13 protein-coding genes and 1 tRNA gene are annotated in these 15,616 nt (G+C 59.9%); 7 read left to right on the top strand and 7 right to left on the bottom strand.

Features of this window, described 5'->3' with window-relative positions; genetic code table 11:
• Positions 1-8 precede the first annotated feature (8 nt).
• Positions 9-1,595 carry a SagB family peptide dehydrogenase gene (locus NLY42_RS02735; RefSeq protein ID WP_084779838.1) on the bottom strand — a complete coding sequence of 529 codons (1,587 nt, stop codon included), beginning with the start codon at positions 1,593-1,595 and terminating at the stop codon, positions 9-11.
• A 15-nt stretch (positions 1,596-1,610) separates the two neighbouring features.
• Positions 1,611-3,527, bottom strand: coding sequence for a YcaO-like family protein (locus NLY42_RS02730; RefSeq protein WP_084779840.1), 1,917 nt, complete (start codon positions 3,525-3,527; stop codon positions 1,611-1,613).
• Positions 3,528-3,839: 312 nt separating this feature from the next.
• Here NLY42_RS02730 and NLY42_RS02725 point away from each other — a divergent pair, with 312 nt between their 5' ends.
• Positions 3,840-4,778 carry a tyrosine-type recombinase/integrase gene (locus NLY42_RS02725; RefSeq protein ID WP_050591121.1) on the top strand — a complete coding sequence of 313 codons (939 nt, stop codon included), beginning with the start codon at positions 3,840-3,842 and terminating at the stop codon, positions 4,776-4,778.
• A 171-nt stretch (positions 4,779-4,949) separates the two neighbouring features.
• The gene (locus NLY42_RS02720; RefSeq protein ID WP_023755095.1) at positions 4,950-5,162 is read left to right on the top strand and encodes a hypothetical protein; all 213 of its coding nucleotides are present in this window, start codon (positions 4,950-4,952) and stop codon (positions 5,160-5,162) included.
• A gap of 445 nt (positions 5,163-5,607) precedes the next feature.
• Here the strand turns inward: NLY42_RS02720 and NLY42_RS02715 are convergent.
• Positions 5,608-5,681: transfer RNA gene (locus NLY42_RS02715), tRNA-Gly, on the bottom strand.
• A 180-nt stretch (positions 5,682-5,861) separates the two neighbouring features.
• Between NLY42_RS02715 and NLY42_RS02710 the strand changes: the two genes are divergently transcribed.
• Entirely contained in the window at positions 5,862-6,125 is a 264-nt protein-coding gene (locus tag NLY42_RS02710; protein ID WP_023669641.1) for a DUF6460 domain-containing protein, read from the top strand.
• A 66-nt stretch (positions 6,126-6,191) separates the two neighbouring features.
• On the opposite strand, the gene NLY42_RS02705 is transcribed toward NLY42_RS02710, so the two are convergent.
• Positions 6,192-7,094 (bottom strand): histone deacetylase family protein, encoded by a 903-nt coding sequence (locus NLY42_RS02705; RefSeq protein ID WP_023755094.1) that lies wholly within the window; start codon positions 7,092-7,094, stop codon positions 6,192-6,194.
• 216 nt (positions 7,095-7,310) lie between these two features.
• On the opposite strand from NLY42_RS02705, the gene NLY42_RS02700 reads away from it, so the two are divergent.
• Positions 7,311-8,648: an MATE family efflux transporter gene (locus tag NLY42_RS02700; protein ID WP_023746699.1), complete on the top strand. Its 1,338-nt coding sequence runs from the start codon at positions 7,311-7,313 to the stop codon at positions 8,646-8,648.
• Here the strand turns inward: NLY42_RS02700 and NLY42_RS02695 are convergent.
• Together NLY42_RS02695 and NLY42_RS02690 are read right to left on the bottom strand one after the other, a co-directional pair.
• Complete coding sequence (locus NLY42_RS02695; protein WP_023755093.1) at positions 8,645-9,715, bottom strand: quinone-dependent dihydroorotate dehydrogenase; 1,071 nt, start codon at positions 9,713-9,715, stop codon at positions 8,645-8,647. The genes NLY42_RS02700 and NLY42_RS02695 overlap by 4 nt on opposite strands.
• Positions 9,712-10,062 carry a DUF952 domain-containing protein gene (locus NLY42_RS02690; RefSeq protein WP_023755092.1) on the bottom strand — a complete coding sequence of 117 codons (351 nt, stop codon included), beginning with the start codon at positions 10,060-10,062 and terminating at the stop codon, positions 9,712-9,714. The genes NLY42_RS02695 and NLY42_RS02690 overlap by 4 nt, the downstream gene beginning before the upstream one ends.
• Before the next feature lie 105 nt (positions 10,063-10,167).
• Here NLY42_RS02690 and NLY42_RS02685 point away from each other — a divergent pair, with 105 nt between their 5' ends.
• Together NLY42_RS02685 and NLY42_RS02680 are read left to right on the top strand one after the other, a co-directional pair.
• Complete coding sequence (locus tag NLY42_RS02685) at positions 10,168-10,596, top strand: hypothetical protein (RefSeq protein ID WP_023745304.1); 429 nt, start codon at positions 10,168-10,170, stop codon at positions 10,594-10,596.
• Positions 10,597-10,712: 116 nt separating this feature from the next.
• Positions 10,713-11,372 carry a response regulator transcription factor gene (locus tag NLY42_RS02680; RefSeq protein WP_023688678.1) on the top strand — a complete coding sequence of 220 codons (660 nt, stop codon included), beginning with the start codon at positions 10,713-10,715 and terminating at the stop codon, positions 11,370-11,372.
• 66 nt (positions 11,373-11,438) lie between these two features.
• On the opposite strand, the gene NLY42_RS02675 is transcribed toward NLY42_RS02680, so the two are convergent.
• Positions 11,439-14,942 carry a PAS domain-containing hybrid sensor histidine kinase/response regulator gene (locus NLY42_RS02675; protein WP_023755091.1) on the bottom strand — a complete coding sequence of 1,168 codons (3,504 nt, stop codon included), beginning with the start codon at positions 14,940-14,942 and terminating at the stop codon, positions 11,439-11,441.
• 252 nt (positions 14,943-15,194) lie between these two features.
• Between NLY42_RS02675 and mscL the strand changes: the two genes are divergently transcribed.
• Positions 15,195-15,614 (top strand): large conductance mechanosensitive channel protein MscL, encoded by a 420-nt coding sequence (gene mscL, locus NLY42_RS02670; RefSeq protein WP_023726824.1) that lies wholly within the window; start codon positions 15,195-15,197, stop codon positions 15,612-15,614.
• Positions 15,615-15,616 lie beyond the last annotated feature (2 nt).

The following is a 15,616-nucleotide window of genomic DNA, read 5'->3' as shown; positions in this document are numbered from 1 at the left end:
GGCGATCCCTAGCCCAGCCGAAAATCAAAGAGAAAACACGGTCGTTGCATGGTGCCAAGGTAAAAGGCCAAAACTACTTCTTCGCCTTGCCCAAGACCCAGAAGCTCTTTCATCACCTGCGCTCGCACTCCCAATGCTGCGCCACAATCCAACTTGAGGACGGCTGCCGATAAATATGCCAATTGCGTCATCTCGCCTATTCGTGCGTTCAACAGTCGATAGCCGCGAGGGCCGTACATTGAGATAAAGTTTTTTAGATGACAAGTAATATATAAAGTGCAGGCCGCTTCATCGACGTTGTAGTTATCCATGCCGTAGGTTGTTCTCCATGAGATCGGGCGAGGTTTCCAAAACTCGCAGCGTTCATGGATACTATCCCAACGATAGAAGCCATCAGACAAACCATCTACTTGTGATGCACAGAGATAAACTCCAATGCCGTCGTGAGGGATGCGTTCATCCGACTGGGGTATTGGATAGAAGCAAGTCGTACGTAGAAGTTCAGCGATGTCAACGACGTCAATCAGAGATTTAGGGCCACGTAAGCTGTTCCACGCCGATTTCCTAGACCTCAGGATTTGAGGCAGTCCAGCAATTATTAGTCGCAAAAATGCAGGCTCGGCAGTTCGGGATCCTGGAGGTTGTGCGTCCATTTTCGTCGAAGAGACGGCCTCAAGGTCGTCAACATCAAGCATAGTTAACTTATGAATTTCCCTCGCCAAGTCCGGAATCACTCCTTTCCTGGACATTAGCCCGGAACGAACAGGAACGTTCAATCCTCTACTTTGAGTAGCTGGATCATCGGTCGGGAGCGCAGAGCCGAAGCCCATGATGCCCAAAACGCTCTCATGCTCTCCGTCAACCCCAATCGCCGAATTGACCTGATGATCAGAAAAAAGGCGATAAGTGCCATGGGGTATGCCGAGGGCCTTTAAAGCCAGTGCTGCCGTAGATTGCGCAATGCCGGAGTCCTGGGTGCAAACATGATACCCGAAATTATTGTACTTAAAGTAGTTCACCCAGAATACACTGGAGAAAACAAAGTATGAGGTATAAAGGGTGGCGCCCGGCCTCAATGCTGCCCCGACCGTGCCAGTGACGTCCCCATATTTCGTTAAATATAACGAGTGATGCGAGGCTGAATACCAATACACGCCGGCGGGAAAATGGTCTATGCCGGAAGAGATGAAATACATGTTAGTAGGATAGAGGCCACCTCCAGATGCGGCTCCGCGGGCGTAATCCTGCACATTGGATGAAACACGCCAATCACGAACGTTCCAGTTGAGGTCGAATCGTTTTGATAAAAACCCTAAAGTGCAATGAAGCACGAATGAAAGTGCCCGCAGGTTAACCACCGCACATTGCGCGTTCTGTATTTCAGCCGCCTCTGACCGATCAACAATTGGCAACGCAATGGGTATTGAGCCATCCGGTGGCGATATATGGCCAGGGCGCGCACGCCAGTCAGGTTTAAAGTCGCTCGGTACGACATCTTCGAGGCCGTCGGCCCTCGCGAAAATGCGTCGCGCGTAGTCAAGGATCTTCTGCTCACCCGAGGAGTTGTCAAGACCCTTCGGCGAATGCCTAGACATGGTCACCTCGCCAGCTCACGGAAACGGGTGCGGTATTGGCACCGAACTGGACACCATCTTAGACCCTAACTTGGCCCTGGCAATCCGTAGCCTCGGTAAAGTCTCGACGCGATTCTCCGGAAACCCGAAATCAATAGGCGCCAATCCTGGTGCGATGGCTCGCGCCGCCCTCAAGCCGAGTTTACGCAACTCGCGTGTGGTCAAGTCGACCGCAACCACATCGGCAATCCCCGCTCGTACCAATTCGGCCGATACATACGTCAAGTCGCCAAGCAAGCTATCGCTCCGATACGATCGAATGTCAGTTGAATAGATTTCACGGAACGGTTTGACTACGTTACTCCCGTCTAGCCACTTCGTCATATCGGCCATCTCCGATAGCGCGTATAGAAGGGAGTGGTCTGCGACGGTTGAAACTCTCCGAAAATCCTCAAATAAATGCAACGCTCGCGCTCTATTCTTAGCGAACAACACTGGGAGCTCGACTATCGAGCTTGCAACCTCGAATAGAGCGCTTCGAACTGCTTCGACCGGATCCAATGAGCAGGCGGCGCCGACTGTCATTGCACCATTTTGCCTGTCGCTCCTAGCGACCGCTATTACGGTCGGTACATCAACATCGAGCCTGGCATCGAGAAGTGAGACTTGAATATTCAGAAGTCGCAGGCGCGCGAGCACTAGCCGGGATTGTCTATCAAGTATGCTTTCCTGGTCAATTTGTTGGAAGCTAATTCCTGCATACCAGGCAAGAAAAAAGCTATCTCGTTCAATGAGTTCCAGCAACGCCCGGAGAACGGCCTCTTGATAGGAAGCACCTACGGCACATCCATTCGAATTGTTTTCCACGAGCTTCAGGGCACTGGGTGGGAGGCGAGCGTAATAAACAAGCTGGGCAGGAACAAGAACAGGAGAAGCGGTGACAAGGGAATGACCCGCGCACCAATGCAAGGGGACGTTAGCTGCGTACCTGGATAGCCCTCGGCCGGAGTCGTATGCTGTGTCCGTATACCGAAACGACAAAGATGGGTTCATCGCTCGGCCAACAAGATCATTGTACGGTGCAACCTCGGCCACGCTTTCTGGCGGCGCCAACATCCCCGCCTGTCTTTCTAAAGCCTCAAGCAATCCGGCAGTGCGGCTGTCGGCGAGTCGCGTTGAAATGCCACTCCAGGTTACGATGCGCGGAGCAGCCTCAAATGCACGTTGAACGTAACCGGAGAATGTTGCTGTCGTAATTGAGTTCGGACCACCGGTAACTGTATAACTGCCAACAGCGCCGCAGACGGGATTTAACAGCGCGCGATGCGGGAGTTTGAATTCCTCAAGCGGTTTGAGGCGGGACCTTGGGACCGGAGCAATGGTTGGAGTATCGCTTGGTGCCAGAGAGTCGACTGGGCTTATAGGGTCGATCTGACTGCATCGGAGACAGAAAGAATCAGTCAAAAGTTGAGAGACCGTGATTTCTTGCGAAAGACATTCGAGCGAGTATACGGTCACCGTCTTGTAGTCGATTTCCCTTTCCAAGATGAAGTTCGCAATAAGTGCGATCTTATCTAATATCGGCGGCAGAAAATAGGTGAATTGTTTGACATTATAGTAAAATCCGATTTGTAGTGACGCCTGCTCAGGTGTCGTAAGCATCGAAATATGACGACGATCAAAACATTCTGGGCAGGGGACATGTTGCTCGATGTCAGGGCCAAATGCAGCTAAATGTACGTAGGTCGGAGCCAATCTAACGAGTACGCTCGGCAGTTCACGAACGCAGGTGGCCGGTCTTCGCCATATGCCATAGAGGGAATTGGAGTTATCTATGCTCTCCGCGGCGTGGCGTACATCGAAACTAACGCTGTACTTGGTCGTTATCTGGTGAAGGACCGACAGCAATAACTCCACAGAGAGGTGGCCCGCCTGGTGTTGTTCCGATGCCATCAACGCTTGATCTCCTCGCTCGCGCCAAAGGTATTCGAAATAACGGGTAGCAGTCTAGCGGTCAGTGCATTCGATCAATCATTCTTGACGTGAAAGCTGTCGCCGCCTTGGCACCGCATCCCTCTCCAACTAGCTCCAATTCATACCCCCACACGCAGACATTTCTGTCGTATTCGTTATGTGTGCGTAAGAAGCTTACTCCTAAATCGATCGAGAGCCTGCGAGCAGCCGAAGGCAAGCGATATGAGATTCGCGATCAGCTTCTAGCGGGACTTCATATCCGCGTGTCGTCCACCGGCGCAAAAGTGTTCTATGTCGCAACACGTGTTGACGGCGTCGCAAGGCGTAATCAAGATTGGGGCATATCCGATCATTTCACTTGCTGACGCACGTGAAAAGGCACGCGAAATCTTGCGCGACATCCAACTCGGTAATTTTCAGAAGCGAGAGCGGGAGCCCGAGATAACGGTTATGACCCTCGGCGAAATCGTCCCCCAGTTCATCGAGCTATATGCGAAAACCCGCAATCGTGATTGGAAAGGCAAAGCGAGCATCCTCCAAAAATTCAACACCATCTTTCCGAAGACGATCGACACTATCAAGCGCGCAGACGTCGTCAAAGTCCTGGATGGCATGGTCTCCGACGGAACATCTGTTCGCGCCAATCGCGCGCTTGCTGCCCTGAAGAAGCTGTTTGCGTGGTGTGTTGATCGAGGCACGATCGAGTACAATCCGCTAGCCGGTCTGAAGGTGCCAACGAAGGAAATTGCCCGGGACCGCGTGTTGGAAGACACCGAATTGATAGCGTGTTGGAAAGCGGCGATGGCGGAAGCCTTCCCGTTCGACGCCTTTGCCAAATTGCTAATTCTCACCGGGCAGCGGCGCGGCGAGGTCGCAGGCATGCGCTGGTCTGAGCTCAGCCTTGAAAAAGCCAATTGGACGACGCCGGCAAAGCGTACGAAGAATGCCACAATGCACACGGTTCCTCTCTTCGCTGTCGAAGTCCTTCAAGCGTTACCGCGATTTCTGAACTCAGACTTTGTTTTTACGACAACTGGAACGTCCGAAATCTCAGGCTTCGGTCGCTTGAAGGATCGTCTCGACAAGGTTGTTGGGGCAACCGATTGGCGGCTTCACGACATCCGTCGAACAGTTGCGACAAACATGGCCATGAACTCGCCCGTCATCTTGGTTGTGCGGTCGCCGATTTCTTCTCCACCGCTGCGGCGCCGCCGGCGCGTGATCCGCTGATGACGGCGATTGCAAATAAGTCAGGACTGCTTGGCGAGCATGATCGCGCACTTCTCGCCGGCTTCGTCGATCTGCTGGTTTCGAAATCCCGGCGATAGCCTGAGGCTTTTCCCTTACAAACCATCTTGGTCATCTTATTAGAACGATCGTCTGAACTCGAAGGAGACGATCATGTCTGATAAGACGACCGAAATCACGACCCTCAAGCAACTCTGCGCCGAATTGAAACTTGATCCCCGCGAATCCCGTGAACGCCTTCGTGCCGCCGTTCGGGATTTGAAGAAATTCCCTGAACTGGCCAAAGCCCGCAAGGCGCGAACGCCATGGCAGTGGGCAAGGGGGTCGGCCAGTGAGAAAGAGGCTAGGGCGGCGGTAAAGATCTAGCCCCCCGCTCAAGAGGCGTAGCGTGAGGCTACGCCTCAGATGCCTAGGGGGCACTAGGCAGAATTTCGAGACCTCTAGCCGTATCCCTCACGGACGAAGTTGCCATTCGCAACAACGTTCGACAGGCCAAGTTCAAGCCGAACTCTACCTAAAGCTACGGCCGCTGAGCATGCAATCTTCTCTCTGAAACCCAGAACGTTACCCAGTACGACCTTGCTAGATTCCTCGAAGACATTAACGGCGGCTAAATATCTGATATAATTAGAGAAAAATGGTGCCAAGAGGCGGATTCGAACCACCGACACGCGGATTTTCAGACTGCATCTCTACAGCGGCATAGCGTTCCTGGGTTCGCTGTAAAGCGTTGCACTAGCCCCGACTACCATATTTCTGGCTCAAGCGTGCCAAAACAGTGCCAAATTGTGCCGAGTCGGGGGCTAAGTATTGGAGCGGGTAGCGGGAATCGAACCCGCGCGTTCAGCTTGGGAAGCTGACAAGCTACCATTACATCATACCCGCGTCGGCCTCTCGATATCATGATGGGCATGCTTCGGGCAATCGCCCTTGGACAGCTCTTCGGAAACGGCTGTTGGAAACCCGACCGATTGCGCCGGTCCGCCTGCCTTGATGCGGGCGCAGCAAGTGCGTATTCGTGGGTTTGTACCCCGAATCCGGGCACACCAATCTGGAGGCAGGCCCTTGTCCACAGTGACGCGCTTTCTCGGTGACTCGCCCGTCAGGGTGATCATCAAGCTGCTGGTCGTGTCGTTCCTCGTCGGCCTGGTCATGAATGCGTTCGGCTGGACGCCGATGGACGTCTTCTACCGCATCCAGGGTTTCTTCATCGATCTGTGGAATCTTGGCTTCAACGCGGTCTATCGCTTCTTGGGCTATATCCTGCTCGGCGCCGCGATCGTCGTGCCGGTGTTCATCCTGCTCAGGGTCGCGAACTACCGCAAGTGAAGCGGAGCATGATCCCGAAAAGTGGCAACCGGTTTTCGGAAAAGATCATGCTCAAACCAAGGCCACTTAGGCAAAGTACGACGCCACCTCGAACAGGATGGCGTGGCGCGCGGCGAGCGCTGCGACATCGGTCGAATAGCCGCCGCCGATGACACCGCAGACCGGGATGCCCAGCGCGCGGAAATGACCGATCACCATGGCGTCGCGGGCACGCACGCCGTCATCGCTGAGCGACAGCCGGCCGAGCCGGTCCTCGGCATGCACGTCGACACCGGCATTGTAGAAGACGATGTCCCAGTGCGCCTTGGCCGAGAGCTCCGGCAGGAGGACACCCAGCCGTTCGAGATAGGCGCCATCGCCGGTGCCGTCCGGCAGGGCAACGTCGAGATCGGAGGCAATCTTGCGCACCGGATAATTGCGCTCGCCATGCATGGAAAAGGTGAACGCGCGTGGCTCGTCTTTCAGGATGTCCGCGGTGCCGTCGCCCTGATGCACATCGAGATCGATGATCAGGATGTTTTTCACCGCGTCTTCGGCTAGCAGCACCAGCGAAGCGACGGCAACATCGTTGAAGGTGCAGAAGCCCGCGCCTTGCGCGCGCCGCGCATGGTGGCTGCCGCCGGCAGTGTTACAGGCAATGCCGTTGATAAGCGCCAGCCGTGCGGCCAGCACCGTACCACCGGCGGCGAGTTGCGCCCTGAGCGAAACGCGCGGACCCACGGGAAAGCCGATCTCGCGCTCGATCTTTTCAGGCACTGAACACGTGATGACTTGGTCGACATAATCAGCCGCATGGGCGAGCTTCAGCCAGGAGGCCGGCGCCGGCTCCGGCATCGACAGCGCATCGGCGTGGATCAGACCCCTGATATGCAAGGCCTGCATCAGCAGCGGATATTTGCTCATCGGAAAGCGATGATTGACGGCGAAGCCGGCATCGTAGTCGGGGTGATGGACGATCTGCAGGGGCATGGCTAAAGCAATTCCAGCAAAAGTGTGCAGCGGTTTTCGCAGGAGAGCGCGTAGCGCTTCCCCTTGGGAATTGCTTAAAACCAATACTCGGGTCCGGCGGGCTCGCGCCAGAAGAACATTTCGGTTGGCCGTCACGGCAAGAGTGATTGCGCGGTGGCCGGAAAATGGGGCACATCGGCTGTTCGATCAAGCCGCAACCAGCAAGGCAGCAATCCCCTGGACACGGGTGCAACCCCAGCCGACGCGAGACCCTTCGCCGTCACCAACCGTTCGGTGCTCGCCATCGCCGTGCCGATGACGCTCGCCTATCTGACGACGCCGCTGCTCGGCATCGTCGACACGGCGGTGGTCGGGCAGTTCGGCGATGCCGCCCTGCTCGGCGGCCTGGCGGCCGGGGCCCTGGTCTTCGACGTCGTCTTCAGCACCTTCAATTTCCTGCGCTCCGGCACCACCGGCCTCGTCGCCCAGGCGTTTGGGCGCGGCGACGAAACCGAGGAGCAGGCGGTGTTCTGGCGCGCCGTGCTGATCGCGGTCGCCGCCGGCATCGTGCTTGTCGTCCTTGCGCCGCTGATCGCCATCGCCGGCCAGAAATTCATCGGCGGCGAAGCGCGCGTCGGCGAGGCGATGGGCGTCTATATCCACATCAGAATGCTCGCCGCCCCCTTCACGCTGATCAACTACGCCATCCTCGGCTATGTCCTTGGACGCGGCGAGGGCGGGCTTGGGCTGATGCTGCAGGCGGTGCTCAACGGCATCAACATCGTGCTTTGCATCCTGCTCGGCCTGAAGCTTGGCTGGGGCGTCGCCGGCGTGGCCTGGGCGACCGTCACCGGCGAATGTCTGGCCATGCTGCTGGGTCTCGCCATCGTTGTCTGGCGCTTCCGGGCCGCACCCCGCCTGCCGCGGCATCGCCTGCTCGACATGCCCGCTTTCCTGCGCATGCTGTCGCTCAACCGCGATATCATGATCCGCTCGTTCTCGCTGCTCGCCGCTTTCGCGCTGTTCACCCGCCAGGGCGCGCAGTTCGGCACGCTGACGCTGGCCGCCAATGCCGTGCTGATGAACTTCTTCCTCGTCGCCGGCTATTTTCTCGACGGTTTCGCCACCGCGGCCGAACAGTTGGCGGGACGCGCGATCGGCGCACGTGCCGAGACGGCGTTCCGCCGGGCGGTACGTCTGACCTTATTCTGGGGGTTCGGCCTCGCCGGAACCGCCACGCTGATCTTCTGGCTCGGCGGCGCCGGCCTGATTTCGTTGATCACCACGTCGCCGGATGTTCGTGCTGTTGCCGACATCTATCTGCCGTGGGCGGCACTGACACCGCTGAGCGGCGTGCTGGCCTTCCAGATGGACGGCGTCTTCATCGGCGCTACCTGGTCGCGCGAGATGCGCAACATGATGCTGGTGTCGTTCCTGGCCTTCAGCGCCGCATTGTTCAGCTTGGCGCCGTCTCTCGGCAATCACGGCCTGTGGGCGGCGCTGCACGTCTTCCTGCTGGTGCGCGGCTTCAGCCTGCTGGCCATCCTGCGGCTCCGGTTGCGCACGGCGTTTTAGAGCGGCCTGGCAGCCCACTGATCGAGCCGGCTGTCGCGCAGTTCGCGCAATGATTTCAGCCGCTCCTTGTCGGCAAATCGCACCATCCCGGCAAGGATGCGCCCCGGCAGCGCCGGCCCGGCATAGATCATGCCGGTGTAGAGCTGGACGAGATCGGCGCCGGCGCGGATTTTTTCCAGCGCGGCATCAGTGGAATCGACGCCGCCGACGCCGATAATGGCGCGCTCCGGCCCGAGCAGCCGACGCATCTTGGCCAGCACGATGGTCGAGCGCTCGAACAGCGGTTTTCCCGAGAGCCCGCCGGTCTCGCCGCTTGTGCTACGCAATCCGGTCCGCGCCAGCGTCGTGTTGGAGACGATGACGCCGTCGATCTGCTTCTCGCTGACTTCGGCGGCGATGTCCTCCAGCTCGGCCTCGACCAGATCGGGCGCGATCTTGAGGAAGAGGGGCGGCTGCGCCGAAGCTGCTGCGCGCACCGCCATGACCCGAGACAACAGTTCGCCGAGCTGTTCGCGCGCCTGCATGGTGCGCAGGCCGGGCGTGTTGGGCGACGAGATGTTGACGGTGAGATAACTGGCGTATTTCGCAAAGCGGGAGACGCCGAGCTCATAGTCACGGATACGATCGGCGCTGTCCTTGTTGGCGCCGATGTTGACGCCGACGATGCCGACGCGTCCTTTGCGGGCGGCAAGGCGCATCTCGGCCGCTTCGTGGCCCCCATTGTTAAAACCTAGCCGGTTGATCACCGCGTCATCCTCCGTCAGCCGGAAAATGCGCGGCTTCGGATTGCCCGCCTGCGGCAGCGGCGTCACGGTGCCGACTTCGGCAAAGCCGAAGCCGAGGCCAAGCAGCGCGTCGGGCACTTCGGCGTTCTTGTCGTAGCCGGCGGCCATGCCGAGCGGATTGGGGAAGGCGATGCCACAGAGGCTGACCTTCAGCCTTTCGTCGCGCACCAGCCGCGCGCCGACCGGCAGGCCGCAGCGCAGCGCAGCGATCGACATGCCATGCGCCGTTTCCGGATCGAAGGTGAACAGCAGTTTCTGGCCGATGCGGTCGAACACGCTCATTCGGCCTCCAGCGCCGGAAACTGGTGCGGGCCGTCGGCGCCGAGCGGCAGTGGCCGCACCCACAGCACGGCGCTCATATCGAGCACGCCATAGAGATGCGGAAACAGCGCGCCGCCGCGCGAGACCTCGTATTTCAGCGCGTCACCGAGCAGCGCCCCGTCGATGGCGATCAGCAGCAAATCCGTCTGGCCGGCGAAATGCTTCGCCGCCGTCTCCCTGGCCTGATCAGCAGTGGAGAAATGGATGAAGCCGTCGGCGACGTCGATCGGAGCGCCGGTGAAGCGGCCGTTTTTCTCGGCCTCGCGCCAAAGGGCTTCGGGCGCGATCTTGTAGATGATCTGAGACATTGTTGCGCTATAATCCGAACCGATCATGCGGGGAAGGGCAACTCGTCCGCATTTACGGCGCAAAGCTGTGATAGGTTGCGCATACTGGCTCGTGGAGGATGGAACATGCGTCTGCAGCACATACTGATCCCCGCCGCACTGGTCTCGCTGGTTGCGGCATCGGCCTGGTCCGAAGAGACCGACCGCTACCGGCTGGAAAAATCCGCCAACGGTTATGTCCGCATGGATACCCGGACCGGCGCCATGTCGATCTGCGAGGAGCGCTCCGGCCAGCTCGTCTGCAAGATGGCCGCCGACGAACGCGCCGCCTTCCAGGACGAAGTCGACCGTTTGCAGGCCTCGATGAAAGCAATGGACGAACGCGTCGCCAAGCTCGAGAACTCGCTGTCCGCCCGCCTCGAATCGAAGCTGCCGAGCGAGGAGGATTTCGACAAGACGATGAGCTATATGGAGCGCATGCTGCGCGGCTTCATGGGCATCGTCAAGGAAATGGACAAGGATGACGGCGCCAATCTCAATTCGAAAAAGACCTGAACTGCCCGGCGGGGAAATGCCCCGTCCGCCATTGCCGCTTGAAACAAAGCGCTTCGCCGCATAATCGTCCGGTCCCGTAAAAGCCGATAATCAATAAGGGATTTGGGGAGGAACATTTGCCGTCGGGCTACACCTTCGTCATTGCCGACGACCATCCGCTGTTCCGCGGCGCCTTGAAAGAGGCGCTTGCCGGCGTCGGCGATGTCGCCGCCATTCACGAGGCCGGCGATTTCGAAAGCGCCAAGGCGCTGGTCGTGGCCCATGAGGATGTCGACCTCGTGCTGCTCGATCTGTCGATGCCGGGCGCCAGCGGCCTGTCCGGCTTGATCGCGCTGCGCGGCATCCACCCGGCGGTGCCCCTTGTGGTGGTGTCGGCGCATGACGACCCGGTGACCATCCGGCGTGCGCTCGATCTCGGCGCATCCGGCTTCATCTCCAAATCGGCCAGCATGGAGGAAATCCGCAGCGCTGTGCAATCGGTGCTGGCAGGCGATATCGCCGCGCCCGTCGGCATCGACCTCGGCGTCGAGCGCGACCCCGAAATATCCGACCTGATCAAGCGGCTGCAGGCGCTGACGCCGCAGCAGACGCGTGTCCTCGGCATGCTGGCCGAAGGCCTGCTCAACAAGCAGATCGCCTACGAGCTCAGCGTCTCCGAAGCGACTGTAAAGGCGCATGTCTCGGCCATCCTGCAGAAACTCGGCGTCGACAGCCGCACCCAGGCGGTGATCCAGCTGTCCAAGATCGGCAGCGATCCGCTGCAGCCGGCGGGCTAAAGCTATTCCAGGAAAAGTGCGTAGCGCTTTCCCTTGGGAATTGCGTAAAACAAAAAGATAGAAACTCTACTCGGCCGCGGACGCCAGCGGCCTGACCCTTGCCATCATCGAACGCAGCACCGCCGGCTTCAGCGGCTTGTTGATCACCGGCACGTCGAGCGCGGCGGCAGCGGCACGGACCTCGGTGGAGCGGTCGGCGGTGACCAGCACGGCCGGCAGGTCGGAACCATGGATGTCACGCAGGCGGGCGATGATGTCGAGGCCGCTTCTGCCATCGAGATGATAGTCGGCAAGCACGATGTCGGGACGATCGGCCTTCGCGAAATCCTCCGAACCCGAAAACGTGCCGATGCTGCAGCCCCAGCCCACGAGCAGAAGCCGCATGCCGTCGAGGATGCGGGCGTCGTTGTCGATGCACATGACGCGCAGGCCGGCCAGCGAATTCGCGGTGCGGGCAGGCGCCTTCGGCTCGACCTCGCGCCGCGGCGCCTCAACCGCCGCAACCGGCAGGATAACGGAAAAGCGCGTACCCTTGCCCGGGTTGGAAAAGATCTGGATCTCGAGCCGCAGCACCCGCGCGATGCGGTCGACGATGGACAGGCCAAGGCCGAGACCTTCGGCCTCGCGCACGCCTTCGTCCAGCCGGGTGAACTCGTTGAAGACCGTGTTCAGCTTGTCGCCGGCAATGCCGATGCCAGTGTCGATCACCTGGATTTCGGCGAGTTCGCCGCGCCGTCGCACGCCGACCAGGATGCGGCCATGGGGGGTGTATTTGATGGCGTTGGAGACCAGATTCTGGATCAGCCGGCGCAGCAGGTTGCGGTCCGTCAACACGCTGAGCGACGAGGCTATGATCGTCAGATCGAGTTTCTTTTCGGCGGCGAGCGGCTGAAAATCATTGCCGATCTGGCGCAGCAGCCCGTCCAGGCGGAAGGCGCTGTCGTCCGGCTTCATCGCGCCGGCGTCGAGGCGGGAAATGTCGAGCACGGCGCCCAGGATCGTCTCGACCGATTCGAGCGAGGATTCGATGTTGATAGCAGCCTCCCCGGCCGGGCCCTTGCCGGCCTTTTCGATCAGCGACGAGCAGTAGAGACGGGCGGCGTTCAGCGGCTGCAGGATGTCGTGGCCGGCGGCGGCGAGGAAGCGCGTCTTGCCCAGATTAGCCTCCTCGGCCAGCATCTGCGCCTGCGCCAGCTCCTCATTGACCCGGGTCAACTCCTCGTTGACTCTAGTCAGTTCGATGGTGCGCGTCTTGACCCGCTGCTCCAGCGATTCATTGGCCCGCTTCAGCGCCAAATCCTGTTCGACGCGTCCTGATATGTCGGCATAGGTGGCGACGATTCCGCCGTCCGGCATCGGGTTTGAGCGCAGTTCGAGGATGCGGCCGCTGGTCTTCAACTCCATCTGCCACGGGCTGACGAAACTGGTCAGCCGGTTGAGCATCGCCACGCGCTGGTCGGCCGGAATATCGCCGCGCTCGGCGAGGTGGCGCAGGATGCGGTCGAGCGAGACGCCGACCTGGCCCATCTCGTCGGGCAGGTCGAACAGCGCGCGATATTGTCTGTTCCAGCAGATCAGGCGGAAATCGCGGTCGAAGACGGTGATGCCCTGTTCCATCTGGTCGAGCGCGATCTGCAGCAGGTCACGATTGTGCTGCAGCGCTTCGGTGGCGTCGTCGAGCAGGCGAAAGGCGTCCTTGGACTCGCGGTCGTTGCGGCGAAACAGCAGCGACAGGATCAGCCGCGCCGAAGACGAGCCGACCGCGCTCGCCAGCAGCTGCTCGGAAAAGCGGATGACATCCATGCTGGCCTGCTCATTGCCGTGCAGCGAGACGCCAGTGCTCTTTTCGAAGGACTGGAAGGAGCGCTCGGTGCGCTCGACGCCGAGGTAGCGCGAGATGGTGTCTTTCAGCACGTTGACGGTGATGGCGGTGCGGAAGCGGCGCAGGCTGGGCATCGGGCCGGATTCGCGCGGCACGAAGATCGACGCCTGGATACGCTCCAGCGGTACTGACGCGCGCGACAGCGAGCCGAGCACGAAGAACAGCGTGTTGACCGACAGGCTCCAGAGCACGCCGTGGTTCAACGGTTCGGCGACGGTGCCGAAAAGAGCCTGCGGCCGCAGCGCCTCGAAACCGAACAACCCCTGCACGACGATGTCCGCGTCGGCTGCCGAGAGCGACGGCAAAAGCAGCGTATAGCCCCAGACGAGGATGCCGGCGACCATGCCAAGGGCCGCGCCGCGGCCATTGGCGCCGCGCCAGATCAGCCCGCCGATCAGCGCCGGCGCGAATTGGGCGATTGCCGCGAACGACATCAGGCCGATCGACGACAGCCGCGCCGAGTTGGTGCTTTCGCGGTAGTAGAGGAAGGCAATGAACAACAGGATGAAGATGGCGCCGCGCCGCACGTTGAGGATCAGCGTCGACCAATCCTCATTCTCCGAGGTCGTGGTCTTGAGCAGGCGGCGCAGGAACAGCGGGATGACGAGGTCGTTGGAGATCATGATTGACAGCGCCACGCTTTCGACGATCACCATGGCGGTCGCCGCCGACAGCCCACCGATGAAGGCGGCCATGGCGAGGAAGTCATGGCCGCCGAACAAGGGCAGCGCCAGCACATAGAGGTCACTGGTGGTTTTGGTGCCGACCAGCGCCAGGCCGGCGAAGGCGATCGGCAGCACGAACAGGTTTATCGCCACGAGATAGAGCGGGAACACCCAGGTCGCGGTGCGCAGTTCGGCCTCGCCGCGGTTCTCGACGATGGTGACGTAGAACTGGCGCGGCAGCATGATGATGGCAAAGCCGCTCAGGCAAGTCAGCACCAGCCAGGTGGCGAGCGAGGTGTTGTAGCCCATGGCTTGCCGCACCTGGCTGTTTTCGGCCAGCTTGTCGATCATGTCGCCCGGGCCACCGAAGATCAGGAAGGTGACCATCAGGCCGATCGCCAGGAAGGCGGCGAGCTTGACCACGGTTTCGACCGCCACCGCCAGCACCAGCCCGTCCTGGTGCTCGGTGGCGTCGGCATGGCGGGTGCCGAACAGCACCGCAAACAGCGCCAAGAGCATGGCCACCACCAGCGAGATGTCGCTGACGAAGGGATCGAAGGAGGGCGGCGATCCCGTATAATGCTCGACCATCAGGCCGACCGAACCGGAGATCGCCTTCAGTTGCAGTGCGATATAGGGCACCGCGCCGATGGTGGCGATCAGCGTGGCGATCGCCGAGACGGCAAAGCTCTTGCCGTAGCGCGCGCCGAGGAAGTCGGCGATCGAGGTGATCTTCTCGCTCTTGGCCAGCCGCACGATGCGATTGAGCAGCGGAAAGCCGAACACGAACACCAGCACCGGCCCGGTGTAGATGCCCAAAAATTCGAGGCCGCGTTCGGACGACAGGCCGACCGAGCCGAAGAAGGTCCAGGAGGTGCAGTAGATGGCGAGGCTGAGCGCATAGATGAAGGGCCGGGCGCGGCCGGGTCCCAACGCCGTTGAACGCCGGTCGCCGAGGCTGGCGATGACGAACAGCAGCGTTACATAGGCGACCGCAATGATGACGATGAACCAGCCCTGCACGGCCCGAAAATCCTCCTAGGCCAGCTTTCACCCCGGCCTGCCCAGAGGCAATCACAGCTCTAAGGTCAAGTCCATCGCGGCTTTCCGGCGCATGGCCGCGACGCCGCCCTGTCGAACCGTGACCTAAGGTAAGGAGAAAGCGGTGTTTTCCAGCTTTTGCTTCTGTTGCAACCGCAGGTTTTTGTTATGGTGCGCACGGGCCGACGCCGGAGGGACGGCGGCAGCGCGGTCCGTCATGACAAGGAGGGTCGAATGCTGAAAGAATTCCAGGAATTCATTTCCAAAGGAAATGTGATGGACCTTGCGGTCGGCGTCATCATCGGCGCGGCCTTCAGCAAGATCGTCGATTCTCTTGTGAATGACATCATCATGCCTTTCATCGGCGCACTTGGTGGCGTCGACTTTTCCAACTACTTCATAGGCCTCTCATCAACAGTGCATTCGACCAATCTTGCCGAAGCGCGTAAGGAAGGCGCGGTGTTCGCCTACGGCAATTTTATCACCGTGGCGCTGAATTTCGTCATCCTGGCTTTCATCATCTTCCTTATGGTCAAGGCCGTGAACAACATGCGCAAGCGGCTCGAGCGCGAGAAGCCGGCCGCACCTGCGGCTCCGCCGCCGGCTGACGTCGCACTGCTCACCGAAATTCGCGATCTCCTCGCCAGGAAATAGAC

Source organism: Mesorhizobium sp. C372A (genome assembly GCF_030323245.1).
GTDB lineage: Bacteria > Pseudomonadota > Alphaproteobacteria > Rhizobiales > Rhizobiaceae > Mesorhizobium.
Note: the sequence above shows the minus strand (reverse complement) of the source record. Positions and strands in the feature narration are given on the sequence as shown.